At 49.5% G+C, this 25,769-nt stretch carries 27 protein-coding genes and 1 tRNA gene; 25 read left to right on the top strand and 3 right to left on the bottom strand.

What is annotated here, in order from left to right; translation table 11 throughout:
• Positions 1-12: 12 nt before the first annotated feature.
• Positions 13-1,293, bottom strand: coding sequence for a 23S rRNA (uracil(1939)-C(5))-methyltransferase RlmD (gene rlmD, locus J3999_RS03230; protein WP_208126544.1), 1,281 nt, complete (start codon positions 1,291-1,293; stop codon positions 13-15).
• Between the two features lies 1 nt (position 1,294).
• Positions 1,295-1,936, bottom strand: coding sequence for a 7-carboxy-7-deazaguanine synthase (gene queE, locus J3999_RS03225; RefSeq protein WP_208126543.1), 642 nt, complete (start codon positions 1,934-1,936; stop codon positions 1,295-1,297).
• 148 nt (positions 1,937-2,084) lie between these two features.
• On the opposite strand from queE, the gene leuC reads away from it, so the two are divergent.
• The 15 genes from leuC (at position 2,085) to J3999_RS03150 (ending at position 17,433) form a co-directional block, all read left to right on the top strand.
• Positions 2,085-3,500, top strand: a complete 1,416-nt coding sequence (gene leuC / locus J3999_RS03220) for a 3-isopropylmalate dehydratase large subunit (RefSeq protein ID WP_208126542.1) — start codon at positions 2,085-2,087, stop codon at positions 3,498-3,500.
• 15 nt (positions 3,501-3,515) lie between these two features.
• Positions 3,516-4,157: a 3-isopropylmalate dehydratase small subunit gene (leuD, locus tag J3999_RS03215; RefSeq protein ID WP_208126541.1), complete on the top strand. Its 642-nt coding sequence runs from the start codon at positions 3,516-3,518 to the stop codon at positions 4,155-4,157.
• Between the two features lie 120 nt (positions 4,158-4,277).
• A complete protein-coding gene (leuB, locus tag J3999_RS03210; RefSeq protein ID WP_208126540.1) occupies positions 4,278-5,351 on the top strand; it encodes a 3-isopropylmalate dehydrogenase in 1,074 nt (357 codons plus the stop codon).
• 33 nt (positions 5,352-5,384) lie between these two features.
• Complete coding sequence (locus J3999_RS03205) at positions 5,385-6,368, top strand: M23 family metallopeptidase (protein WP_208126539.1); 984 nt, start codon at positions 5,385-5,387, stop codon at positions 6,366-6,368.
• Complete coding sequence (locus J3999_RS03200; RefSeq protein WP_208126538.1) at positions 6,269-6,763, top strand: polymer-forming cytoskeletal protein; 495 nt, start codon at positions 6,269-6,271, stop codon at positions 6,761-6,763. Before J3999_RS03205 ends, J3999_RS03200 begins: the two co-directional genes overlap by 100 nt.
• A 76-nt stretch (positions 6,764-6,839) precedes the next feature.
• Positions 6,840-7,862 carry an aspartate-semialdehyde dehydrogenase gene (locus J3999_RS03195; protein ID WP_208126537.1) on the top strand — a complete coding sequence of 341 codons (1,023 nt, stop codon included), beginning with the start codon at positions 6,840-6,842 and terminating at the stop codon, positions 7,860-7,862.
• A 4-nt stretch (positions 7,863-7,866) separates the two neighbouring features.
• Positions 7,867-8,652, top strand: a complete 786-nt coding sequence (truA, locus tag J3999_RS03190) for a tRNA pseudouridine(38-40) synthase TruA (protein ID WP_208126536.1) — start codon at positions 7,867-7,869, stop codon at positions 8,650-8,652.
• A 93-nt stretch (positions 8,653-8,745) separates the two neighbouring features.
• Positions 8,746-9,366 (top strand): phosphoribosylanthranilate isomerase, encoded by a 621-nt coding sequence (locus J3999_RS03185; protein WP_208126535.1) that lies wholly within the window; start codon positions 8,746-8,748, stop codon positions 9,364-9,366.
• Positions 9,366-10,586 (top strand): tryptophan synthase subunit beta, encoded by a 1,221-nt coding sequence (gene trpB / locus J3999_RS03180; protein ID WP_208126534.1) that lies wholly within the window; start codon positions 9,366-9,368, stop codon positions 10,584-10,586. Before J3999_RS03185 ends, trpB begins: the two co-directional genes overlap by 1 nt.
• Positions 10,587-10,781: 195 nt before the next feature.
• The gene (gene trpA, locus J3999_RS03175) at positions 10,782-11,600 is read left to right on the top strand and encodes a tryptophan synthase subunit alpha (RefSeq protein WP_208126533.1); all 819 of its coding nucleotides are present in this window, start codon (positions 10,782-10,784) and stop codon (positions 11,598-11,600) included.
• Between the two features lie 23 nt (positions 11,601-11,623).
• Positions 11,624-12,478: an acetyl-CoA carboxylase, carboxyltransferase subunit beta gene (accD, locus tag J3999_RS03170; RefSeq protein ID WP_208126532.1), complete on the top strand. Its 855-nt coding sequence runs from the start codon at positions 11,624-11,626 to the stop codon at positions 12,476-12,478.
• Between the two features lie 83 nt (positions 12,479-12,561).
• A complete protein-coding gene (gene folC, locus J3999_RS03165) occupies positions 12,562-13,911 on the top strand; it encodes a bifunctional tetrahydrofolate synthase/dihydrofolate synthase (protein ID WP_208126531.1) in 1,350 nt (449 codons plus the stop codon).
• 76 nt (positions 13,912-13,987) lie between these two features.
• The gene (locus tag J3999_RS03160; RefSeq protein WP_208126530.1) at positions 13,988-14,611 is read left to right on the top strand and encodes an SPOR domain-containing protein; all 624 of its coding nucleotides are present in this window, start codon (positions 13,988-13,990) and stop codon (positions 14,609-14,611) included.
• 26 nt (positions 14,612-14,637) lie between these two features.
• On the top strand, positions 14,638-16,158 hold the full coding sequence (purF, locus tag J3999_RS03155) for an amidophosphoribosyltransferase (RefSeq protein WP_208126529.1): 1,521 nt from the start codon (positions 14,638-14,640) through the stop codon (positions 16,156-16,158).
• An 87-nt stretch (positions 16,159-16,245) separates the two neighbouring features.
• Positions 16,246-17,433, top strand: a complete 1,188-nt coding sequence (locus J3999_RS03150; RefSeq protein WP_208126528.1) for an O-succinylhomoserine sulfhydrylase — start codon at positions 16,246-16,248, stop codon at positions 17,431-17,433.
• Positions 17,434-17,478: 45 nt separating this feature from the next.
• Here J3999_RS03150 and yhbY read toward each other — a convergent pair whose 3' ends face one another.
• Complete coding sequence (gene yhbY, locus J3999_RS03145) at positions 17,479-17,802, bottom strand: ribosome assembly RNA-binding protein YhbY (protein WP_208126527.1); 324 nt, start codon at positions 17,800-17,802, stop codon at positions 17,479-17,481.
• A gap of 58 nt (positions 17,803-17,860) precedes the next feature.
• Between yhbY and rlmE the strand changes: the two genes are divergently transcribed.
• The 10 genes from rlmE (at position 17,861) to J3999_RS03095 (ending at position 25,765) form a co-directional block, all read left to right on the top strand.
• Complete coding sequence (rlmE, locus tag J3999_RS03140) at positions 17,861-18,481, top strand: 23S rRNA (uridine(2552)-2'-O)-methyltransferase RlmE (protein WP_208126526.1); 621 nt, start codon at positions 17,861-17,863, stop codon at positions 18,479-18,481.
• A gap of 180 nt (positions 18,482-18,661) precedes the next feature.
• Positions 18,662-20,626, top strand: coding sequence for an ATP-dependent zinc metalloprotease FtsH (ftsH, locus tag J3999_RS03135; protein ID WP_208126729.1), 1,965 nt, complete (start codon positions 18,662-18,664; stop codon positions 20,624-20,626).
• Between the two features lie 101 nt (positions 20,627-20,727).
• Entirely contained in the window at positions 20,728-21,564 is an 837-nt protein-coding gene (folP, locus tag J3999_RS03130) for a dihydropteroate synthase (RefSeq protein ID WP_243755288.1), read from the top strand.
• Positions 21,565-21,606: 42 nt separating this feature from the next.
• Positions 21,607-22,938 carry a phosphoglucosamine mutase gene (gene glmM, locus J3999_RS03125; protein ID WP_208126525.1) on the top strand — a complete coding sequence of 444 codons (1,332 nt, stop codon included), beginning with the start codon at positions 21,607-21,609 and terminating at the stop codon, positions 22,936-22,938.
• Positions 22,939-23,006: 68 nt separating this feature from the next.
• On the top strand, positions 23,007-23,765 hold the full coding sequence (gene tpiA, locus J3999_RS03120) for a triose-phosphate isomerase (protein WP_208126524.1): 759 nt from the start codon (positions 23,007-23,009) through the stop codon (positions 23,763-23,765).
• Positions 23,765-24,085: a preprotein translocase subunit SecG gene (gene secG / locus J3999_RS03115; protein ID WP_208126523.1), complete on the top strand. Its 321-nt coding sequence runs from the start codon at positions 23,765-23,767 to the stop codon at positions 24,083-24,085. Before tpiA ends, secG begins: the two co-directional genes overlap by 1 nt.
• A gap of 12 nt (positions 24,086-24,097) precedes the next feature.
• Positions 24,098-24,182 (top strand) — tRNA-Leu (locus J3999_RS03110).
• A 66-nt stretch (positions 24,183-24,248) separates the two neighbouring features.
• Complete coding sequence (locus J3999_RS03105) at positions 24,249-24,605, top strand: NADH-quinone oxidoreductase subunit A (protein WP_173272912.1); 357 nt, start codon at positions 24,249-24,251, stop codon at positions 24,603-24,605.
• On the top strand, positions 24,596-25,072 hold the full coding sequence (locus tag J3999_RS03100; protein ID WP_173284488.1) for an NADH-quinone oxidoreductase subunit B family protein: 477 nt from the start codon (positions 24,596-24,598) through the stop codon (positions 25,070-25,072). The genes J3999_RS03105 and J3999_RS03100 overlap by 10 nt, the downstream gene beginning before the upstream one ends.
• 18 nt (positions 25,073-25,090) lie before the next feature.
• Positions 25,091-25,765, top strand: a complete 675-nt coding sequence (locus J3999_RS03095; RefSeq protein ID WP_208126522.1) for an NADH-quinone oxidoreductase subunit C — start codon at positions 25,091-25,093, stop codon at positions 25,763-25,765.
• Positions 25,766-25,769: the final 4 nt, after the last annotated feature.

Here is a 25,769-nt window from a genome sequence, read left to right as displayed (position 1 = left end):
TGCAAGGCCGGTCTAGAATTTAAACATCTGCTTCTTGCTTGCAATCCGTTTGTCGCGCTGGGTTTTCTGCTTTTGGGCTTTTTCCAGCAAAACCATCACTTCGGCATGCGTCGTATGCGCAAACATATCCATAAAGGTGGCTTTGCGCAGTTGATAACCTTGTTTTTCCAGCTCTTTAACATCGCGAATCAGGGTTGATGCGTTGCACGAAACATAGACGATCTTGTCCGCATTGAGTTTGCCGAGTTGCTTGCACAATTCAAATGCGCCCGGACGGCCCGGATCCAGTAGTATTTTGTGGTACTTCTGTTTTCTGAACCACGGTAAACCGCTGACTTCGGCAAACAGGTCGGCCTGGAAGAATTCGCTATTGTGCAGATGATTGTCTGCGGCATTCTGCTGTGCGGTTTCTACCAGCTCGCTCAAGCCTTCAATACCGACCGCTTTTTTCGATTGTTGCGCCAGAGGTAAAGTAAAGTTGCCGACGCCGCAGAAGAGGTCAAGCACCTTGTCTTTATCCGTCAGCTGCAGCCAGTTCAGTGCTTGGGCAATCATCTGCTCGTTGATCGTCTTGTTAACCTGTATAAAGCCTGACTGCGGAAAATGCAGCGTCAGGTTTGAGGCATCGAGTCGATAAAACGGCTTCTCGGCATTTTCGGACAGCCCGAAAATGCCGTTGTCGGCTTCCACCAGGGTGAATTCTTTCGTCGAGCGCGAGGCCTGCGCAAGGAATTGTGGACGGGCCTGCTGCAACGCTTGATTGAGCCCGTCGGTCAGAAGCGGACAAGAATCGATGTCGATAAGCTCGTTCGAGTTGCGTTTGCGGAAGCCGAAACGCGCCTGTTTGCTTTTCTTATCCACTTCCAGCGCCAGACGGGCACGACGGCGGTAGCCTTTGTCTTCGCTGGTTAAGGGCGCGGTAAATTCACAGGTTTCGCAATTGACCGCTTTTTGCAGTTGATTAAAGAAGTTCTGTGCCTTCCATTCGCGTTGAGAGTCGATGTTGAGATGCTGCAGTTGGCAACCGCCGCATTCTCCATAGTATTGGCAGAAAGGTTCGCTGCGCTCGCCGGAAGCCTGTTCAATTTCAACAAGCTGGGCTTCGGCAAACTGATCCTGCTGCTCAAGAATGCGGGCCGTGACGATATCTCCAGGAACCGTATCGGCAATAAAACAGCTTTTCCCGACCAGAGGTAAAGAGTGTTCGCTGTCGTGTTCATTGCTGAGTTTGGCGATGCCGCGCCCATCGTGGCTGAGGCCGCTGACTTCCAGTGCGTGATAGATCGGTTTCATATCAGTCAATCCCCAGCAGTTTGTGAGTTTGCAGGCTGAGTTTCCATTGCGGGTGATCCAGGCAGTATTGCACCGCCGCTTTGATATTCGCTTCGCTCACTTGCGGGTCGGCATCGTCCATCGGCTGCAGGTAGAAATAATCGAACGCCAGATCGGCGACCTTCTCCGGCATGCAGTCGGCTTGCGGGTAGACCAGTTTCAATTCGTGCCCGTGATCGAGAAGTAAAGGCGCATTCGCTTTCGGACTGACGCAGATCCAGTCGATTCCATCCGGAGCCTGTTTGGTGCCGTTGGTTTCCACGGCAATTTCAATACCGTGCCGATGGAAGACTTCGATCAGCTTATTGTCCACTTGCAGCAGCGGTTCGCCTCCGGTGAGTACGACAAACGGCGTAATATCCTTATCCGGCCAGAACTGCAACAGATGCTGTGCCAGAGCTTCGGCATCGGCAAACTTGCCGCCGTTCTGACCGTCCGTGCCGATAAAATCGGTGTCGCAGAACTGACAGACTGCATCCGCGCGGTCCTCTTCGCGGCCGGTCCATAGATTGCATTTACTGAAACGACAGAAAATTGCCGGCCGCCCGGAATGAAAGCCTTCGCCCTGCAGAGAATAAAACACTTCTTTGATCGAGTAGCTCATAGAATGCTCTTTGAATTTCAATTGCCGGCATTTTACCGCAGTTGTCGATTCAAAGCGCTTGATTTGTTATTTAATATCGGGCTTTAGGTGCTATAATTTGGGGCTATTTCAAATTTATTCGGATTATTGAATTACAGGTTTATAAGCTATGGCTGGAAAAACGTTATACGACAAATTGTGGGACGACCATGTGGTTCGTCAGGAAGAAGATGGCACGGCGTTAATTTACATTGACCGTCAGCTTCTGCACGAAGTAACTTCACCACAGGCGTTTGAAGGACTGCGTCTGGCAGGACGCAAGCCTTGGCGTATCGAAGCCAACCTGGCAACCTGTGATCACAATGTTCCGACGACCGAGTTGAAGGGCGGAGTCGAGTCAATTGAAGATCCGGTATCGCGTATTCAGGTGCAGACGTTGAATATGAACGCCAAAGAATTCGGGATTACCGAGTTCGGAATGGGCGATCCGCGTCAGGGGATCGTGCACGTTGTCGGTCCGGAAGAAGGGAAAACCCTGCCGGGGACAACTTTGGTTTGCGGTGATTCGCACACGGCGACGCATGGTGCTTTGGGTGCTCTTGCGCATGGTATCGGAACCTCGGAAGTCGAGCATGTATTGGCGACTCAGTGTCTGATTCAGAAAAAAATGAAAAACATGCTGATCAAAGTTGACGGTCAGTTGAAGCCGGGCGTAACGCCGAAAGATGTCATTCTGGCGATTATCGGTAAGATCGGAACGGCTGGCGGTACCGGTTATGCGATGGAATTCGGCGGTCAGGTTTTCCGTGACATGTCGGTCGAAGGGCGTATGACGGTCTGTAATATGGCGATCGAAGGTGGAGCGCGTGTCGGTCTGGTCGGCGTTGATGAAAAGACGGTCGAGTACGTTAAAGGTCGTCCGTTTGCTCCTAAAGGCGAGCTTTGGGATCAGGCGGTCGAAGCCTGGAAAGATCTGCACTCCGATGACGATGCGGTTTTTGACAAGGTTATCGAGATGGACGGAGCGGAAATTCAGCCGCAGGTTTCCTGGGGGACCTCTCCGGAAATGGTGTTGGATGTGGATGGTATCGTTCCTGATCCGGATAAGGAAGCTGATTCGGTTAAGGCGACATCGATTCGTAATGCGCTGAACTATATGGGCTTGCAGCCGGGGACGCCGATCAAGGATATTCCGGTGGAATATGTGTTTATCGGTTCCTGCACCAACTCGCGTATCGAAGATCTGCGCGCTGCGGCGGAAGTGCTTAAAGGGCGTAAAAAATCCGATAAGGTTGAATTGGCGATCGCCGTTCCTGGTTCCGGGCTGGTGAAACAGCAGGCGGAAGCGGAAGGTCTGGATAAGATCTTTATTGAAGCCGGTTTCGAGTGGCGTAATCCGGGATGCTCGATGTGTCTGGCAATGAATGCCGACCGTCTACCGAGCGGAAAGCACTGTGCTTCGACGTCAAACCGTAACTTCGAAGGACGTCAGGGTGCCGGTGGGCGTACTCACCTGGTGAGTCCTGAAATGGCTGCGGCTGCTGCGGTGGCCGGTCATTTCGTTGATGTGCGTGACATGCTATAAGTTCGGGAGAGAGAGATGGAAAAGTTTACAACCTTGACAGCGATTGTTGCGCCGATGGACCGCGCGAATGTGGATACCGACGCAATTATTCCAAAACAGTTTTTGAAATCAATCAAACGTTCAGGTTTTGGCCCGAACCTGTTTGACGAGTGGCGCTACGAAGATGTGGGTCAGCCGGATATGGATAATTCGAAACGTCCGCTGCGCAAGGAATTTGTTTTGAATCAGCCGCGCTATCAGGGGGCGAAGATCCTGTTGGCGCGTGAAAACTTCGGTTGCGGTTCCAGTCGCGAACACGCTCCGTGGGCGCTGAAAGATTTCGGTTTCGATGTGATTATTGCCCCGAGTTTTGCCGATATTTTCTTTAATAACAGTTTCAAGAACGGTATTCTGCCGATTATTCTCGACGAGAAAGTCGTCGACGAACTGTTCAATGAAACCTTTGCTGCTGAAGGCTACGAGTTGACGGTTGATCTGTCGGCGCAGAAAATTGTTAAACCGAACGGCGATGAAATCCGTTTTGATGTCGACAGTTTCCGTAAGCACTGCCTGTTGAACGGTTTGGACGATATCGGTCTGACTCTGCAGCATGCCGAAGAAATTAAGGCTTACGAAGAGAGTCGCAAAGCCAGCAAGGCTTGGTTGTACGCAAACTGATTGTGACGGGAAATGCCGGGTGCAACAAATTTCAAAACAGTTTGAATTTGTTGGCTCGTTTTCCCGGGTGAAATGTAAACAGATTTTTAAGAATATTATCCAATTTAAAGAGTTTAGAAAATGACAAAAAACGTATTGATTCTTCCTGGTGACGGTATCGGTCCTGAAATCACTGCTGAAGCGGTGAAAGTGTTGAACAAGCTGGTTGAAACCGACGGCTTGGATATCTCAATGGAAGAAGATCTGGTCGGTGGGGCCGCTTATGATGTTCACGGTGTTCCGCTTGCGGATGAGACTATGGCCAAGGCGCACGCGGCAGATGCGGTTCTTCTTGGTGCTGTCGGCGGCTATAAGTGGGAGTCGCTGGATATCTCGGTACGTCCTGAAAAAGGGCTGTTGCGTCTTCGTAAAGAGATGGAGCTGTTTGCCAACCTTCGTCCAGCGGTTCTTTTCCCGCAGTTGGCTTCCGCTTCAACCCTGAAACCGGAAGTGGTTGCAGGTTTGGATATTCTTATCGTGCGCGAACTGACCGGTGGTATCTATTTCGGCCAGCCACGCGGAATCCGTACTCTGGATAACGGCGAGCGTCAGGGTTACAACACCTATGTTTACTCTGAGTCTGAAGTGCGTCGTATCGCTCATGTTGCTTTCCAGGCTGCGATGAAGCGTAACAAAAAACTGACTTCGGTTGATAAGGCCAATGTACTGGAAGTAACGGAAATGTGGCGCGAAATCATTGATGAGATTGCGCCGGAATATCCGGAAGTTCAGGTTAATCACATGTATGTCGATAATGCCGCGATGCAGCTTGTACTGAATCCGAAGCAGTTTGACGTTATGGTAACCGGTAATATGTTCGGTGATATTCTTTCCGACGAAGCCTCTATGCTGACCGGCTCGATCGGTATGCTGGCGTCTGCGTCTCTTGATTCCAATAACAAGGGTATGTATGAGCCTAGCCACGGTTCTGCGCCGGATATCGCCGGTCAAAATAAAGCCAACCCTCTGGCGACGATTCTTTCTGCGGCGATGATGCTGCGTTACTCGCTGGCTCGCGAAGATCTGGCGGTGAAAATCGAAGAAGCGATTTCCAAAGTTTTGGATCAGGGGTTGCGTACCGGCGACATTATGGATGCAGGCTGTACTCAGGTAACCTGTTCGGAAATGGGTGATGCGGTCGTCGCGGCACTGTAATTTGAGCTACATGAGTTAAAGGCGGAGTAGGCGTTGCGCAATCGGTTTACAGTTACGGTCAGTGATGTGCATGGTGCGCGACACTATTCCTTTACGCAACTTGCCAAGCGCTTTTTCTCCTGGATTTTGCTGCTCTTTCTCACTCTTTGGGTTGCCGGTGCTTTAACCATTGTATGGTTTTCCAATAAGGTTGACGAGGTGGAAGCGCAGCACCGGTTTGCCGTTAAGGCTTATTCGGACAGGCTGGCAAAAGTCGAAGACGACTATGAAAATATGCTGACCGAGAAAGGTGAGCTGGAAACCGCGCTTAACCAGAAGAGCGAGCGTTTGGACAGTCTTGGCCAGACGCTGCAGAATATCGAAGAGATGATTATGACGCAGGACGAGTTGCAAAGCCTTGCAAACTTGCCTGTTGAACAGCGTCTTGAAAATCTGCAGATGAGTGCTTTGGAGCGCAGTCTGATGCTGGCTTCGATTCCAAACGGTTCGGCGGTTAAGAATTTCAACGGCTTTACCAGCTACTACGGTGTCCGCAAACACCCGGTTACCGGCGTTCGCAGTCGGCATCTCGGGATCGACTACCGTGGCGGGGTGGGTGAAGATGTACTTGCCACTGCCGATGGTATTGTTTCTTTTTCTGCCTTTAGTAAGGAGACCGGGTTTGGTAATCTGGTTTCGATTATTCATGCGAATGGTTTTAAATCCCGATACGGTCACCTGCATAAACGTACCGTTAAGGTGGGTGATTATGTATACAAGGGTCAGAAAATTGGTGAGATCGGTAATACCGGTCGTTCGACGGGACCGCACTTGCATTATGAGGTGTTATTCCTGTCCCGCCGTATCGATCCGAAGCCATTTCATGAGTGGTCGCAGGAAAATTACAACGCTATTTTTCAAGAGGTTAAGTTGGTACCATGGGGTTCTTTAGTTCAAGCCGCAAGTCTGCAAGCCAAGAAGGTGGAAAAACAATTATTGCCGAGGGATGTCGCATTCAGGGCGAGTTTACCGAATTAAAAGGTGAACTGCATAATGACGGCACGATCGAAGGGGTGATTAACACCGCTTTCGATATCTCGATCGGCAGCAATGGCGTGATCAAAGGGTTGATCAAAGCCCGAGAAGTGGTTCTGAGCGGCTTGATTGAAGGGCATGTTGCCTGCGAAAAAATCGAAATTCTTCCGGGCGGAAAGCTGGTCGGCGATCTGGTCTGTCGGGATTTTGTTATTGAGCAGGGCGGCAAATTTATCGGTCAGCGGCACGAGTTGACCGAAGGCGGACGAGTCTTATCAATGACCGAAGCGCTGGATTCGAGCGAGCATAAACGTTTGCTTGAATTCGCCGGCCTTAAAGAAACCGACAGTGAAGAAGACGGTCTGGTGTTTGAAAATCTAGACCGGATGGAAAGATAATCCCGTAACAATTATTTTCGTAAGCGGTGTTGTAGCAGGGCTCGCACCGCTATTTTTGTGAAATAAAGGATAAAAAATGACCAAGTTATATGATATTGCAGTAGTTGGTGCCACTGGTGCGGTAGGTGAAACGATTCTTAAAGTATTGGAAGAGCGCGATTTCCCGGTTGGGAATCTATATCCATTGGCATCCAGCCGTTCTGCCGGTAAAAAGATTCAATTCAAAGGTCAGTGGGTTGAAGTGCAGGATCTTGAGAAATTCGATTTTTCCAAAGCACAGATCGGTCTGTTCTCGCCAGGTGCGAGCATTTCCAAAATTTATGCACCGAAAGCCGCAGAAGCAGGCTGTGTCGTAGTGGATAACACTTCACAGTTCCGTTATGACGACGATATTCCTCTGGTTGTGCCGGAAGTAAACCCTGAAGCAGTTGCCGGTTATAAGAATCGCGGTATCATCGCTAACCCTAACTGTTCGACCATTCAAATGCTGGTCGCCCTTAAGCCGATCTATGATGCGGTTGGCATTAAACGCATCAACGTTGCGACCTATCAGGCGGTTTCAGGATCCGGTAAGGAGGCGATTGAAGAGCTGGCGACACAGACTGCGAACCTTTTGAATATGAAGCCGGTTGAGGCCAAGGTTTACCCTAAACAGATCGCCTTTAACTGTATCCCGCAAATCGATGTCTTTATGGACAACGGTTACACCAAAGAAGAAATGAAAATGGTGTGGGAGACCAAGAAAATTATGGGCGACGATTCGATTCTGGTGAATCCGACAGCGGTTCGTGTACCGGTGTTCTATGGTCACAGTGAAGCGGTTCATATTGAAACCGATAAGAAAATCACTGCAGCGGAAGCCAAGGCGTTGTTTGAAAAAGCCAATGGTGTGGTTCTGATGGACGAGCATGTAGACGGCGGTTATCCAACCGCGGTGACCGATGCGGCGGATACCAACCCGGTGTATGTCGGTCGTATTCGTGAAGATATTTCCTGCGAGAAAGGTCTGAACCTATGGGTGGTGGCAGATAACGTCCGTAAAGGGGCGGCGACCAATACGGTGCAGATTGCCGAAGTTCTGATCAAGGATTATCTGTAATTCAATGCGTATCGCCCTTGGTATAGAGTATCAGGGAGGCGCTTATTGCGGATATCAGCGGCAAAAACATTGTCCATCGGTTCAGGAGCATCTGGAAAATGCTTTGAGTTCGATTGCCGCCGAGCGCGTCGAGCTGCATTGTGCCGGACGCACTGATACCGGAGTGCATGCGATCGGTCAGGTGGTGCATTTTGAAACCTGCTCCGAGCGTCCTGAAAAGGCCTGGGTGCAGGGTACCAATACACAGTTGCCGGCCGATATTCGTGTCGTCTGGGCGAAGCCGATGGGTGAGGATTTTCATGCTCGCTTCTCGGCGGTTGCCCGTCAGTATCGATATGTGATTTTTAACCGTCGGGTGCACTCTGCGGTACTTGCCGGACGGGTGACGCACGAGCCGTATAAATTGGATGAATCCAGAATGCATCAGGCGGCGCAAGCGCTGATCGGTGAGCAGGATTTTTCCTCTTTTCGGGCTGCGGCCTGTCAGGCCAGTCACGCGATGCGTGAAGTTCAGCAGGTCTCGGTTAAGCGCTGCGGTGATTTTATTTTGATTGATATTCGGGCTAACGCTTTTCTGCATCATATGGTGCGCAATATTGTAGGGTCTCTGATTGAAGTCGGTAAAGGTCATCAGTCGGTACAGTGGCTGGCCGATTTGCTGGCCTTGCAGGATCGTACTCAGGCTGCGCCGACCGCGCCGGCCGAAGGGTTGTATTTTGTCAACGCCATTTATCCCGAGGGATTGGGCGTGCCGCAGACTCCTTTGGATCAGGTGTTGTGGCAAATGTAAGCCATATGGCTAGTGAAATGCGCGAAAAATACATTGTGAAATTTATCGATTTTACGGACTTCGCCGGGAAATAATTATCAATGGAAAACGTTAATGCGAACTCGTGTTAAAATCTGCGGCCTGACGCGAATTGAAGATGCATTGCAGGCGGTAAACTCCGGTGCCGATGCGATCGGTCTGGTGTTCTACGAGCCGAGCCCGCGCTATGTGGATATCGCCAAAGCCAAGGAAATTGCCGCGCAAATTCCGGCTTTTGTCACGGTTACGGCGCTGTTTGTGAATCCAAGTAAAGAGCAGCTTGAACAGGTCTTGCGCGAAGTGCGGATCGACCTGCTGCAGTTTCACGGTCAGGAAACGGCCGAGTTTTGCAGGCAGTTCGGAAGAAATTACATTAAAGCCGTGCCGATGCGTGAAGAGACTGATTTGGCGCAGATCGTTGCCGAGTTTCATGATTGCAGCGGCCTGCTTTTGGATACCTACAAGCCGGGCGTGCCTGGCGGTACAGGTGAGACTTTTAACTGGCAGTGGGTACCGCAGAGGTTTGTCAAGCCGATCATTCTGGCCGGTGGTTTGACGCCTGAGAATGCCGGACAGGCGATTGACGCGGTTCATCCTTGGGCTTTGGATGTCAGCGGAGGGGTTGAAGCCTCCAAAGGTATTAAGTCCGCAGAAAAGATTTCGCAATTTATGCAAGAAGTAATGAGAAGAGTGTAATGTCAAAAGATTCTCCGACGATTGATTATGCAAAGTTTCCCGATGAGCATGGGCACTTTGGGCCTTACGGCGGGATTTTTGCGCCGGAAACCCTGATGGCTGCTCTGGAGCAGCTTAATCAGGAATATGAAAGTGTGAAGAACGATCCGGCTTTTCTGGATGAACTGGCACAAGATCTGCGCGACTATGTCGGTCGTCCGACGCCTTTGTATCTCGCTAAACGCTGGTCGGAAGAGCTAGGTGGCGCCAAAATTTATCTTAAGCGTGAAGATCTGAATCACACCGGTGCCCATAAGGTAAACAATACGATTGGTCAGGCGCTTCTGGCAAAGCGTCTCGGTAAAACACGTATTATTGCCGAAACCGGTGCCGGTCAGCACGGTGTAGCCAGTGCAACGGTTGCCGCGCGTCTCGGTCTGGAATGTGTCGTCTATATGGGGGCCGATGATGTTGTGCGTCAGGCGCCGAATGTGGCGCGTATGAAGATGCTTGGCGCTACGGTCGTTGCGGTAGAGTCCGGTTCAAGAACGCTGAAAGACGCTTTGAATGAAGCGATGCGTGACTGGGTAACCAATGTCGATGACACCTTCTATATTATCGGTACCGTTGCCGGACCGCATCCGTACCCGGCAATGGTTCGTGATTTTCAGGCGGTGATCGGTCAGGAAGCGCGTGAACAGGTACTGGAAAAAGAAGGTAAGCTGCCGGATGCGTTAATCGCTTGTGTCGGTGGTGGTTCCAATGCGATCGGGCTTTTCCATAAATTTCTGCCGGACGAGGGGGTGGCAATCTACGGTGTCGAGCCTGCCGGTCATGGTCTGGAAACCGGTGAGCACGCAGCGCCTCTGTGTAAAGGTACGCCGGGCGTTCTACACGGTAACCGCACCTATCTGATGCAGGATAAGAATGGTCAGATTTTAGGGACGCACTCGATTTCCGCCGGTCTGGATTATCCGGGCGTCGGGCCGGAACATGCCTGGTTGAAAGATGTCGGACGCGTCAATTATGTCGCGATCGATGATGAAGAGGCTTTGCAGGGATTCCGTGACCTGACCCGTTGCGAAGGGATTATTCCTGCGCTTGAATCCTCGCATGCGATTGCTTACGCGACCAAACTGGCGCCGACGATGAGTAAAGATCAGGTGATTATCGTTAACCTGTCTGGTCGAGGTGACAAGGACATGAATACGATTGCCCAAATCGAAGGCTTCGAATTTTAAAAGCTTTTTGCGCTATTGCGAACTTAAATGTCTTTGTTAAAAATTCGCGAAGCCTGCTCATTTACTAAATGTAAACTGCGCGACTTCGCTGGAATTTTTGCCTTGTCCTTTAAGCTCTCATGACACGCAAAACGCTTTTATGTGGTTTTGACATAGTGTTGATACCATTTCAATGGATAACTTGAAAATAGAATTATGAGCAGAATTTCACAAAAATTTGCGGATCTGAAAGCGCAGGGTAAAACCGCTTTGATTCCATATATTACCGCTGGCGATCCTAAGCCGAATGCGACTGTCAGCCTGATGCATCTTCTGGTCGCCAAAGGGGCGGATATGATCGAGTTGGGTGTGCCTTTCTCTGATCCGATGGCTGACGGTCCGGTTATTCAGAGAGCAGTTGAACGTGCGCTGGCACATAACGTTTCTATGGATGACGTGCTTGAGATGGTTCGCGAGTTTCGTGAAAAAGATGCGCTGACGCCGGTTATTCTGATGGGATATCTGAACCCGGTGGAGCACATGGGGTATGAAGCGTTTGCTAATGCGGCCAGTTCTGTCGGAGTGGATGCGGTTCTGACGGTTGATATGCCGCCGGAAGAATCCTTCGGTTATACGGAAACCATGAAGGAGCACGATTTAGATCGTATTTTCCTGATTTCTCCGACCACACCGGTCGGACGCCTGCGTGCGGTCAATGAGAAGGGCAGCGGTTTTGCCTATTATGTTTCTCTGAAAGGGGTAACCGGTTCGCGCGATGTGGATGCCGATGATGTTGCCTTACAGATGCAGCGATTGAAAGGCGAAGTCGATCTTCCGATGGGGATCGGTTTCGGTATTCGTAACGGTGATGCCGCTTATTCGATGGCTAAGCAGGGTGATGCGGTTATTGTCGGTTCGTCTCTGGTCAGCCTGATTGAAGCAAACGAGCATAAAGATCTGTATGAAATCGAATTGGCGATCGGTGACAAGATGCAGGAATTCCGTAACGCGATTGATCGCGCAGATGCAGAATAACAAGAGTTTAAAGGGGCAGTAAGATGAATTGGTTTGAAAAAATTTTACCAAGTATCAAACAGGTTACGGAACGTAAAAAGTCAGTACCGGAAGGGTTGTGGACCAAATGTCCAAAGTGCGAAGCGACTTTGTATCGCGCTGAGGTAGCCCGTAATCAGGAAGTTTGTCCAAAATGCGATCATCATATGCGTTTGGGTGGACGAGCTCGTTTGGAAGCTTTTTTCGATGAAGATTCATTTAAAGAGTTCGCAGCTGAGGTAGGCCCGGTCGATGCATTGAAATTCAGAGATCTGAAAAAATACAAAGACCGTATCGCTCAGGCTCAGCGAGCGACTGGTGAAAAGGATGCGCTGATTACCGCTCAGGGAACGATTGACGGTCTGCCTGTGGTTGCCGCGGCTTTCGATTTCCGTTTTATGGGCGGTTCTATGGGATCGGTTGTCGGTGAAAAATTCGTTCGTGCCGTGAATCAGGCAATTGAAACTCGTTCACCGTTTATCTGTTTCTCGGCCAGTGGTGGTGCCCGTATGCAAGAGGCATTGTTCTCTTTGATGCAGATGGCGAAAACTTCTGCTGCTCTAGGACGTCTGCGCGCTCAGGGATTGCCGTTTATTTCTGTTTTGACTGATCCGACCATGGGCGGTGTTTCCGCTTCTTTCGCCATGTTGGGCGATTTGAATGTGGCCGAACCAAAAGCCTTGATCGGTTTTGCCGGTCCTCGTGTTATCGAGCAGACGGTTCGCGAGAAACTGCCGGAAGGTTTCCAGCGCAGTGAGTTCCTGCTGGAGCATGGCGCGATCGATCGTATTATCCATCGCCACGATTTGAATTCGGAACTGGCCAGCATCTGTAAGATGTTGCTGAACCAGCCACTATAGGTTCGTTGTCAGGCCGGGAGCCAGAGTTAGCAACTCTGGCTTTTTATTTCCGGAAGCTGTTTTTTTCTTATTGAGTTTCATTGATGAGTGTTACTGCAAAACCCGATGCTGCCAGTTCACTGGAATCCTGGATTGATTGGCTGCTGCATCTGCATGCACAGGAAATTGATTTGGGGCTGGAGCGCGTTCGCCAGGTCGGTGCAAAAATGTCGATTCTGCAACCTGCACCCAAAGGAATCAGTGTTGCCGGTACCAACGGAAAAGGGTCCAGTGTTGCACTCCTGAGCAGTATTCTCCGTCAGGCGGGTTACCGTGTCGGTGCCTACACCTCTCCGCATATACAGGCCTTTAACGAGCGAATTCAGATTGACGGCGTTGCCGTTGACTCGCAGACAATTGTCGAAGCTTTTGATCTGATAGAGCGTTCTCGTGGTCAAATCAAACTAACCTATTTCGAATTTTCCACTTTGGCCGCATTGCAGATTTTCAAGCAGGCTGCCTTGGATGTGGTTGTGTTGGAAGTCGGTCTGGGCGGAAGGCTGGATGCGGTGAATATTGTCGATGCCGATGCCGCTTTGATTACCGCGATTGATGTTGATCATATCGATTGGCTCGGCGATGATCGCGGACAGATTGCGATTGAAAAGGCCGGTATTACGCGCAGCGGAAGACTGGCCGTCTGTTCTGATCCGAATCCGCCGCAGACTTTGGCGGATTATTGTGCCGAACATCGAGTTAATCTGCTTCAATTGGGACGCGATTTTCACTATCGTGTAGACGAAGAGGGCGGTTGGTCCTTGCTGTGGGATTCATCTGCTCAAACCGATACCTATCCGCGGCCTGCTTTGAAGGGGGATTTTCAGATCCAGAATGCCGCCGGTGTGCTGGCGTTGTTGCAGCAAATGGGGCGTAGCGGCGATTTGACAGTTTCCGCCGACGCGATCAAGCGGGGACTGCAAAACGCAACTCATCCGGGGCGTCTGCAATCGGTTGAGTTTCACCATAACGGCCGTTTTTATCACTGGCTGATCGATGTGGCACACAATCCTCAGTCCTCCGAAGTGCTGGCTGATTATCTGGCCAAGCAGGAACTGAGCGGGCTGAAAGCGGTTTTTTCGGTGCTGGACGACAAGGATGCATCGCCGATGGTGCAGCGCATTTCTCCTTATGTTGATCAGTGGTACACCGCGGATCTGCAGATTCCACGTTCCAGCAGTGAGAAGAAGCTGCAAACTCTGTTGCAGGATAATCACGTTAAGGCGTCCTGTATTCATGTTTACGACTCGATTGAAAAAAGTGTTCAGGCGTGTTTGTCGCAAAGCGGCTCGGATACTCGCCCGGAGACGCCGGATCTGTTGGTTTGGGGATCTTTCTTTACCGTTGCCCAGGTGTATCAGGCTCTTAAGGCTTTGGCGATCGAGTTGGGGAATTAATCGCAGTTGTGGTTAATTCGCGTTAAGATTCATATAAACTTGCAGATTGAAGAATTCAAAACAGGAGCATATCTCGGTGACGGAAAACCTATCGGCAGATGAAGATGTTATTAAATATCGTCTTGTAGGCGCCTTGGTTTGGATTCTGCTGCTGTTGCTTTTTGTGCCCGGCTGGTATGCCGACCCTGTACCGCAAGGCGTGCAAAGTGTATCCTCCGACAAAGGCGCTGAGCCTATTGCAATTACCGCCTATCATCTTCCTGAGGGGGTGCAACCGGATGCCGTTAAACAAGAGATTTTAGTCGGTGCGCGTGAACGTCATCTGCAAGAGATTCAGCAGAGAGAACAGCGCTTGCAGGAATCTAAGGCGCAAACGCAGGTGCAGCAAGCAGTTGCAACAAAACGCACTTCAGATACAGAGTCGCCAAGCATTGATCGACAGTATATGGTGCGACTGATTACCTTTTTTGAAATCGAAAAAGCCGATCAGTTTGTCAAACGTGCCAAAAAGCACGGATACAAGGTTGTGCTTAAGGAATTTAACGTATCAAAAAACGGAAAAAATCAGATTGTGTATCAAGCGCGCACAGAAAATTATAATTCTTTGGACAAAGCGCTAAAAGCTAAGCAGAATTTAGATAAAATATTCCACCTTCAGGGCTCACGCATTATCGAAGTGACGCAAGAGTCCAAAAACTGAAATTCAATCTAAGAGAGAGTTCACACATGTGCGGTATTGTTGGCATTGTTTCGGTCGGTGAAAATTCGGTAAATCAGGAGATTTACGATGCACTGACCATCTTGCAACATCGAGGACAAGATGCAGCGGGGATTGTCACCTGCGAAAACGGGCGTTTTTATCAGCGCAAAGATAACGGTTTGGTTAAGGACGTTTTCCGTACCCGCCACATGCGTGATCTGATCGGAAACATGGGGATCGGGCATGTGCGTTATCCGACCGCCGGTTCTTCATCCAGTGCCGAGGCCCAGCCTTTTTATGTTAACTCTCCTTACGGAATTGTAATGGGACACAACGGTAACCTGACCAATGCGGAGCAGATTGCCCAAGAGATCTACCGTCAGGATCTGCGTCACCTGAACACCAATTCCGATTCGGAGGTACTGTTGAACGTTTTTGCGCATGAGTTGATGCAAGACCGCAAAATGGAAATTTCCGAAGAGGATATTTTTGAAGCGATTGCCAAGGTTCACAAACGTGTTCGCGGTGGTTATGCCGCGGTCGGTATGATTTCGACCATTGGTATTTTTGCTTTCCGTGATCCTTATGGTCTGCGTCCTTGTGTCGTCGGGCAGCGTCAGACGGCGTACGGTACCGATTACATGATTGCTTCGGAATCTGTTGCGCTGGACGGTTTGGGATTCAAACTGCTGAAGGATCTGGCGCCGGGCGAAGCGGTCGTGATCACCGATAAAGGCGAAATCAGCTTTAAACAGTGCGCAGAGAATCCGGTTTATTCACCGTGTATTTTCGAATTTGTTTATTTTGCCCGTCCGGATTCAATGATTGACGATATTTCCGTGTATAAGTCACGTTTGCGTATGGGTGAGAAGCTGGCGGAAAAGATTCTGCGCGAATGGCCTGATCACGATATTGACGTGGTTATGCCGATTCCGGATACCAGTCGTACTTCGGCGATTGAATTGGCCAATAAGCTCGGCACGCCATACCGTGAAGGCTTTATCAAAAACCGTTACATCGGTCGTACCTTCATTATGCCGGGTCAGCACCTGCGTAAAAAATCGGTTCGCCAGAAGCTGAATGCGATCGGTTTGGAGTTTGAAGGCAAAAACGTCCTGCTGATTGATGACTCTATTGTGCGCGGAACGACATCTGGTCAGATTGTGCAGATGGCGCGTGAAGCCGGTGCGAAAAAAGTGTATTTTGCTTCGGCTGCGCCTGCAGTGCGTTATCCGTATGTTTACGGTATCGATATGCCGTCGCCGTCGGAACTGGTCGCCAGTAACCATACGACCGAAGAAGTCGCCGAGATTATCGGCTGTGATAAATTGATCTATCAGGATCTGGATGATCTTGTTGAGGCGGTCAGCGCCGGTTCCGAACGCGTGAACCAGTTTGATACTTCGTGTTTCAGCGGTGTTTATGCGACCGGAGATATTACGCCTGAATATCTGGCTTCTCTAGATCAGGCTCGTAACGACGACGCGCAGAATGCCAACAAGCAAAAATCCGGTCAGGAAACGGTTGGTATCCACAATCGAAGCTAAGTTGTTTTGATTCGATAGCGATTTTATTGATCTGGGCCGCCTTTGGTTGTAAACCATTGGCGGCTTTTAAGTCAAAAAGAGATGACGATGTTTAACGAATTTGATGATTATGACATTCAGACCCTGGCCGTTCGCGCGGGGTATGAACAGACTCCCGAGCAGGAAAATTCCGAGGCGATCTTTCCGACGTCCAGTTTTCGTTACCAGTCTGCAGCCCAGGCGGCAGCGCGTTTCAGTGGCGAAGAACAGGGGAATGTTTATTCCCGCTTCACTAATCCGACGGTGCGCAGTTTCGAGAACCGTCTGGCTGCGATGGAAGGGGCTGAGGCGTGTGTTGGAACCGCTTCCGGAATGTCGGCGATTCTTTCGACCTTTATGGCTCTGTGCCAAGCCGGGGATCATATCGTTTCTTCGCAGAGCGTTTTCGGTACGACCAAGGTGTTGTTCAGTAAATATCTGATGAAGTTCGGTGTCGAAATCACTTTTGTTTCGCAAACGGATATTTCTGAATGGCGATCGGCAATTAAAGACAATACCAAAGCTTTATTCTTAGAAACTCCGTCTAACCCTTTGACAGAAGTGGCAAATCTTGAAGAGCTCAGTAAGCTGGCTAAAGAGAATGATTGTTTGCTGGTTGTTGATAACTGCTTCTGTACACCGATTCTGCAGCGACCATTGGAGCAAGGGGCGGATATTGTTATTCACTCGGCGACCAAGTTTTTGGACGGTCAGGGACGGGCTGTCGGCGGTGCCGTTTTGGGTAATGCTCAGCTGGTCGGTGAAGAAGTGCGCGGCTTTCTGCGTACCTGCGGTCCGAGCATGAGTCCTTTTAATGCGTGGATTTTCTTAAAAGGATTGGAAACTTTGCCGATCAGAATGCGAGCGCACTGCGAAAATGCTTTGTCTCTGGCGACATGGTTGAGTAGTCATCCGAAAGTAGAACAGGTGTTCTATCCGGGGCTGACTTCGCATCCTCAGTATGACCTGGCGCAAAAACAGCAGTCAGCCGGCGGCGGTTTGGTTTCGTTCCGAGTTAAAGGTGGCAAAGAGCAGGCTTGGACTGTGATCGATAATACAAAAATGCTCTCGATTACAGCCAATCTGGGCGATGTGAAAACCATTATTACCCATCCTGCTACCACAACGCACGGACGTGTTTCTCAGGAAGACAGAGATAAAGCCGGTATCACCGATAATCTGTTGCGGGTTTCCGTGGGTCTGGAGTCTGTTGAAGATATTAAGAAAGATTTGGCGCGAGGCCTGGACTTGATTTAAGCAACGGCCCTGAACTCTCAGGGCTGATGGATAATCTGAAAAATATTATTTTCGTGGCAGAGGCAGTTCGGTTTCTTCGTTTGGTCGGAAAATAACGCAAGTCTTACCAATGGTCTGGACATGCAGTGCTCCGGTCTCCTGCAGAATATGCTCGACAATGCTTTTACGATCTTCGCGTTCACCATAGGAAATTTTGATTTTCAGCAGTTCGTGGTGTGAAAGGGTGCTGTCGAGTTCCGCCATCAGGCTGTCGGTCAGGCCGTTACTGCCGATGATCAGCATCGGTTTGATGTTATGCGCGATGCCGCGAAGGAATTTCAACTGGTTAGGGCTTAACTCAGTAATTTTGTTTTTTTTGGTTTGTGCCATTGAATTATCCAAATTGATTCTTATTTTTAATAAACGGCTATTGTAGTAGAAATCGAATATGGCGAGAAGTAAATCCAGTTCAAGCTGGTTAAAAGAACATTTTGACGATCACTATGTCAATAAAGCGAAGAAGGAAGGCTGGCGTTCCCGTGCAGTCTATAAGCTGCAGGAAATCGACGACAAGGATAAACTCTTCAAGCCCGGAATGTGTGTGGTGGATCTCGGCGCGGCGCCCGGCGGCTGGTCGCAGTGGACAACGCATAAGATCGGCAAAAACGGAGAAGTCTTTGCATTGGATATTCTGCCGGTCGAAGCTTTTGCCGGGGTGACCTTTATTCAGGGCGATTTCCGCGATGATGAAGTCTATAACAGTCTGCTGCAATCGCTCAATGGCCGTGAAGTCGATGTGGTCATGTCGGATATGGCCCCGAATATGAGCGGTAACAAAGGGGTTGATATTCCTCGTGCGATGTATCTGGTCGAACTCTGTGTCGAGTTGGCCGATCAGGTACTGAAGAAAGACGGTGATCTGTTGATGAAAGTCTTTCAGGGTGAGGGTTATAACGAATTAATGCAGGATTTGCGCAGTAAGTACAGTAAGGTAATTACCCGTAAACCGCAGGCTTCGCGTGCTCGAAGCAAAGAGATCTATCTTCTGGCCAGAGGCAAGAAGTCGTAAGAGTTCTCGGTGTAATGTTGATTGGGATACTTAATTACAACAATTAACTATATCAATTGGCGATAAGTTTTTTTTATATAAAATTGTGTTACAGTGGCTTTTGATCGCTAATTGTGTTCCAATTTTACAAATATATAGAACTCGAAATATTACAAGGTTCACTAAATGAAGAATAACGATATGTTAAAAAACATCATGATCTGGGTGGTTGTCGCCACGATCCTGATGACTGTTTTTAACCATTTCAGTACCCAAGGGCAAGGGGCTTCGAGCCGCATTGATTACTCTGATTTTATCGATCAGGTTCATCAGGGGCAGGTCAGTCAGGTTGTGATTGAAGGGCAGACGATTCGTGGTGTTTACGGTAACGGTAACAGTTTTACTACCTATAATCCGGGCGACCCTGGATTGATGGGTGATTTGCTGGATAACCGTGTGAAAATTACTGCCAAACCGCCTGAGCAGCAGAGCGTGTTGATGCAGATTTTCATTTCCTGGTTCCCGATGCTGCTGTTGATTGCAGTGTGGATTTTCTTTATGCGTTCCATGGGCGGCGGTGTTGGCGGTAAAGGTGGGCCTATGTCCTTCGGTAAGTCCAAAGCGCGCATGATGACGGAAGATCAGAATAAAATCACGCTGGACGATGTTGCCGGTGCCGACGAAGCCAAGCAGGAAGTTGGTGAAATTGTCGATTTCTTGAGAGATCCAAGCAAATACCAGAATCTGGGTGGAAGTATTCCGCGCGGTGTATTGATGGTCGGGCCTCCTGGTACCGGTAAAACCTTGCTGGCCAAAGCGATTGCCGGTGAAGCGAAGGTTCCGTTCTTTACCATTTCGGGTTCCGATTTCGTTGAGATGTTTGTCGGTGTCGGTGCTTCCCGTGTTCGTGATATGTTCGAGCAGGCGAAAGCGCATGCGCCTTGTATTATCTTTATTGATGAGATCGATGCAGTGGGCCGTAGCCGTGGCGCCGGTATGGGCGGCGGTAATGATGAACGCGAGCAGACGTTGAACCAGATGCTGGTCGAGATGGATGGTTTCGAAGGTAACGAAGGAATTATCGTAATTGCCGCGACTAACCGTGCCGATGTACTTGATCCGGCTCTGCTTCGTCCGGGGCGTTTTGACCGCCAGGTAACGGTCGGTCTGCCGGATATTCGCGGTCGCGAACAGATTCTTAAAGTGCATATGCGCAAGGTGCCGCTGGCTGAAGATGTTAATCCGTCTTATATTGCGCGCGGTACCCCTGGGTTCTCTGGGGCGGACTTGGCTAACCTGGTTAACGAAGCGGCACTTTTTGCGGCACGTGAAAATGCCAAGTTGGTCACACAGAAGCATTTTGAGAAAGCTAAAGACAAGATTTTGATGGGCGTCGAGCGCAAGTCGATGGTGATGAGCGAAGACGAGCGTCGTATGACGGCCTATCATGAGTCTGGTCATGCGATTGTCGGTTATCTGGTGCCTGAGCACGACCCAGTGTACAAAGTCAGTATTATGCCAAGAGGTCGCGCTCTTGGTGTGACCATGTATCTGCCTGAAGAAGACAGTTACAGTTATTCCAAGCGTAAGCTGGAGTCGCAATTGTCCAGTCTTTACGGCGGTCGTCTCGCCGAAGAGATTGTGTATGGCGAAGATGCGGTGACAACCGGTGCCAGTAACGATATCGAGCGTGCTACGGCTATTGCCCGTAACATGGTGACCAAATGGGGCTTGTCTGACAACCTCGGTCCGCTTTTGTACGAAGAAGAAGATAAAGGCGGCTTTATGGGGACTTCCCGTAATGCCAATGTTTCCGGCGAGGTTTCGCAGAAGATTGACGAAGAGATTCGCAATATTATTGACCGTAACTATGAGCGTGCCCGCCAGATGCTGGTCGATAATCGTGAAAAGCTGGAGATCATGACTGATTGTCTGATGAAGTACGAAACGATCGACAAGGGTCAGGTTGATCGGATTATGCGTGGCGAAGATCCGGGTGCACCGCGCGACTGGGTCGAGGATGATACGCCTCCGCCATCATCTCCCGAGCCGAAAACTTCTCTTGAAGAAGCTTCGGAAAACAAACCGGACGATTCAAATCTGATCAGTAAGGATATTTCTGATGAGAATGAACCGAAAGATTCCGGTGAGCCTAAATTGCATTAAGCTGACAGGTCTGTAAAAGAACCCCGCTACGCGGGGTTTTTTATTGCCATTGATAAATGGATTGATTAAGGTAGGCGCACAATAAATGGAAGAGATTGTTTATGAAATTTGATCTTCAGAGCTGGTTGGGTTCGGTGTATGAGCAGAAAGGGCATGCAGCCGTAATGGGAATTCTCAATGTGACGCCGGATTCGTTTTCGGACGGCGGGCAGTTTAATGAAATGGAGCGTTTCAAACAGCAGTTGGACAAGATGTTACAGGATGGGGTCGATATTCTTGATATCGGCGGCGAGTCGACCAGGCCGGGATCTGATCCTGTTTCGCTTCAGGAAGAGCTGGATCGGGTTTTACCGGCTATTGAGTGGGTTCGTGAGTGTACTGATATGCCGATATCGATAGATACCTATCATACTGAAGTGATGCAGCAGTCTCTGCGCGCCGGAGCAGACCTGATTAATGATATCAATGCTCTTCGTTCTGAGGGCGCTGTCGATGTCGTTGTCGATTACGAGGTTCCGGTTTGTATTATGCATATGCAAGGTATTCCCAAAACCATGCAACAGGCACCTGTTTATAGCGATGTTGTGGCTGAAGTAAAGGATTTTCTTAAGCAGCGGATTGCCGTTTGTGAGCAGGCGGGGATTGATAAGAGCTCGATTCTCATCGATCTCGGATTTGGCTTTGGCAAGACTTTTGAGGATAATGTAACGCTTTTTAAAAATATGCACGCCTTTGCTGATTTGGGGTGCGAGATGCTGGTTGGTGTGTCGCGAAAGCGGATGATAGCGGAAATTGTCGGCAGCGAGAAAATCGATGATAGAATCACGGCCAGTGTTACTGCGGCAGTTTTGGCGGCGCAAAAAGGGGCCAAAGTGGTTCGCGTTCATGACGTAAAAGAGACGGTTCAGGCGTTGCAGACGTTACGACATCTGGGCTAGGTTACGGGCAAAATACAGGATATTTAAAAGCGGGATAAAAAAATGGCGAAGTCTTCAGTATTTGGAACCGACGGTATTCGTGGAACCGTCGGTCAGGGGATGATTAACCCGGATAAGGTGTTGCAATTGGGTTGGGCGGCTGGAACGGTTCTGGCGAAGAACGGCGGAACTTCGGTGATGATCGGTAAGGATACTCGCATCTCGGGCTACATGTTTGAGTCGGCGTTGGAAGCCGGGTTGATTGCGGCGGGGATTGACGTCTATCTGGTCGGTCCTATGCCTACGCCGGCAGTTGCTTATCTGACGCAGACGTTCAGTTGCGATATGGGGATTGTCATTAGTGCTTCGCATAACCCGCATTGTGATAACGGCATCAAGTTCTTTACCGGAGAAGGCAAGAAAATTTCCGATCAGATGGAGAAGGAAATCGAATCTCTGCTGGAATCTTCCGTCAGTGTGGTGGCTTCCGCGGATATGGGTAAAGCCTTCCGCGTCGATGACGCTCCCGGTCGTTATATCGAATTCTGTAAGGGAACCTATCGGGCTAAAAAGAACCTTAAGGGGCTTCGTCTGGTATTGGATTGTGCCAATGGGGCTACGTATCACATTGCTCCGAATGTATTTCGTGAATTGGGTGCGGAAGTCTTTACTATTGGTACCGAACCGAATGGTATGAATATCAATCATGAGTGCGGCGCGACCGATACCAAGGCGTTGGCACATGCGGTTGAAAATCATCGCGCTGATCTGGGGATCGCATTTGATGGCGACGGTGACCGGGTCATGATGATTGATGCCAAAGGCCGTGAGATTGATGGCGACATTGTTTTATATGTTCTGGCGACCATGACCGGTAAGCCGGTTCCAGGTGTTGTCGGAACGGTGATGAGTAATCTCGGCTTCGAACAGACTTTGAAGGCGAAGGGCATAGAATTCGTGCGCACTGCGGTCGGTGATCGCAATGTTATGGAAGCCTTGGTCGAAAAGGGGTGGTTTTACGGATCGGAACCTTCGGGGCATGTTCTCTGTTTGAATAAAATTGGTACGGGGGATGGTATTGTGGCGGCATTACAAGTGCTTGCGGCTTTGATCTCTCAGCAACGCTCGCTGGATCAGGTGCGTGACGAAGTACAGATTTATCCGCAGGTTTTACGTAATGTCACTATTGCGCAGCGTTCCAAGGTTGAGGATAATGCCGCGCTGCAATCGGCCGTGGAAGCCGCCGAACTTGAGCTTGATGGAAAAGGGCGGATTCTGATCAGGGCGTCCGGTACCGAACCGAAGATTCGCGTTATGGTTGAAGGCGAGGATGCCAAGCTGGTTGAAAGAATTGCTCTTGAGCTTGAGCAGGTTGTAAAAGCAGAATTTTCATAAAAATGCAATATTGTTTTTGAGGAAAGAAAACGCTAATATTGTCGAACTTTTGTGTTGGAGATTAGTAGATGAGAAAGCCGTTTGTTGCAGGTAACTGGAAAATGCACGGTTCAAAGGCCTCTATCGAGAGTCTGGTTGATGGACTGAATGCCCAAGCAGAGCAGATCGAAAACGTTGATATGGCAGTATGTCCTCCAGCTATTTATATCGATTTTGTGCAGGGGTCGCTGACTACCGGCAAGATTGCTGTAGGCGCTCAGAATATTGCTGAAGAGCCTGTTCAAGGTGCTTTTACTGGTGAGACCTCTGTCGAGATGATTAAAGATCTTGGCTGTGCTTACGTTATTCTGGGGCATTCCGAGCGTCGAGCCATCTACGGTGAAACAGATGCTCAGGTAGCCAGCAAGGTAAAAGTTGCTTTGGATGCGGGTGTTACTCCGATTCTGTGTGTCGGTGAGACGCTTGATGAGCGTGAGTCCGGTGTGATGGAAAAAGTCATCGCAACGCAAATCGATGCCGTCGTTGATGTTGTCGGTATCGAGGCTTTTGAGAAAATCGTTATCGCCTATGAGCCTGTTTGGGCAATTGGTACCGGTAAAACGGCTTCTCCTGAGCAAGCACAAGAAGTTCATGCCTTTATTCGCGGCAAGCTGGCAGGTTTAAATGCTGCTGTCGCGGATAAGGTAATTATTCAATATGGTGGAAGCGTAAAACCGGATAACGCCGCTGAACTGTTCGTGCAAGCGGATATCGACGGCGGATTGATCGGTGGCGCTTCCCTGAATGCCGATGATTTCATGGCAATCTGTAAAGCTGCGAGTGCCTAATGTTTAGTATTGTTCTAACCATACATATTATTATTGCCTTTTTATTGATTGTGCTGGTGTTAATGCAGCACGGTAAAGGGGCCGACGCGGGAGCGAACTTCGGTGGTAGTTCTTCGCAAACCTTATTTGGTAGTGGCGGTTCGGCGACATTTTTGTCGCGCCTGACCGCGATTATGGCGACCCTTTTCTTTATTACCTCACTGACTCTGGCTTATATCGCCAGTCAGCAGGCAAAAGGATATCAAAGTGTTGTTGATGACTCGGCTGTAAAGGTTGAAGAGTCTGCTCAACAACCTGAAGAACCAGTCGTACCAAATTAATAAAGAATACATGCCGATGTGGTGAAATTGGTAGACACGCCATCTTGAGGGGGTGGTGACGCAAGTCGTGCCGGTTCGAGTCCGGCCATCGGCACCATATTTAACAACTGCCGCACTTGATGCGGCAGTACTATGTATAAAGACTAGATGAGGTTGCAAACCAATGCTAGAAAATTATCTTCCCGTCCTGGTATTTATTGTCCTGGGTATTTTGTTTGGCGTCGGGCCGATTTTAGTAGGTTATCTATTAGGGCCGCAAAAGCCTGATGCAGAGAAGAACTCTCCATACGAGTGTGGTTTCGAAGCTTTTGAAGATGCCCGTATGAAGTTCGACGTTCGTTTCTATTTAGTAGCGATTCTGTTCATTATTTTTGATTTGGAAATCGCGTTTCTATTCCCGTGGGCGATTGTATTGGAAGAGGTGGGAACCTTTGGTTTACTGGCGATGGCGGCTTTCCTGTCGTTGCTGGTTATCGGCTTTATCTATGAATGGAAAAAAGGAGCGCTGGAATGGGAGTAGAAGGCGTTTTAAAAGAAGGTGTTGTTACCACCTCTGCGGATAAATTGATTAACTGGGCCAGAACCGGTTCTCTGTGGCCAATGACTTTCGGTCTTGCTTGCTGCGCGGTTGAAATGATGCATGCCGGTGCGTCGCGTTACGATCTTGACCGTTTCGGGATTATTTTCCGTCCGTCACCGCGTCAGTCCGATGTCATGATCGTAGCTGGGACTCTGGTTAACAAAATGGCGCCGGCGCTGCGTAAAGTTTACGACCAGATGGCGGAGCCGCGTTGGGTAATCTCAATGGGGTCCTGCGCCAATGGTGGTGGTTACTACCACTATTCGTACTCGGTAGTTCGCGGTTGTGACCGTATCGTACCGGTCGATGTTTATGTGCCGGGCTGTCCACCGACGGCTGAAGCGCTGCTGTACGGAATTGTTCAGTTGCAGAACAAGATTAAACGTACCAATACCATCGCCCGATAAGCTTAAATGGACCGAACAATGAAACAGTCAGTAGTTGATTTACAAACCCGCGTTAATGATGTCTTAGGCGATATGTTAGCTTCCTCTACGGTTGCATTGGATGAGCTGACAATCGAACTGCCTGCGGACAAAGCTTTTGCGGGTCTGAAAAAGTGTCGTGATGAGCTTGGATTCGAGCAGCTGATCGATCTGTGCGGAGTGGATTACCTTGATTACGGTAAAGCGAACTGGGAAACCATGAAAGCTCCGAATAGCGGTTTCAGCCGCGGCGTGTTTGATTTCGCCGAAGATGAAACCGAAGAAGAACATCTGCAGATGGAACGTCGCTTTGCAGCGGTGTACCACTTGTTGTCCATTCAGAATAACGTCCGTCTGCGCGTTAAGGTTTTTGCTCCGGATACGCAATTACCGGTTGTCGACAGCGTGATTGATATCTGGAGTGTAGCAAACTGGTTCGAGCGCGAAGCATTCGATCTGTACGGCATTCTGTTTAAAGGTCACCCTGATCTGCGCCGAATCCTGACCGATTACGGTTTTGTCGGCCACCCGCTTAGAAAAGATTTCCCTCTGACCGGGCATGTTGAAATGCGTTATGACGCCGAAAAGGCGCGTGTCGTCTATGAACCGGTTTCGATTGAAAACCGTGTAAATGTGCCGCGTGTAATCCGTCATAAGACTCCAGCGAAAGCTTAATAGG

This window comes from Thiomicrorhabdus sp. 6S3-12 (assembly GCF_017571475.1).
Lineage (GTDB): Bacteria > Pseudomonadota > Gammaproteobacteria > Thiomicrospirales > Thiomicrospiraceae > Thiomicrorhabdus.
Note: the sequence above shows the minus strand (reverse complement) of the source record. Positions and strands in the feature narration are given on the sequence as shown.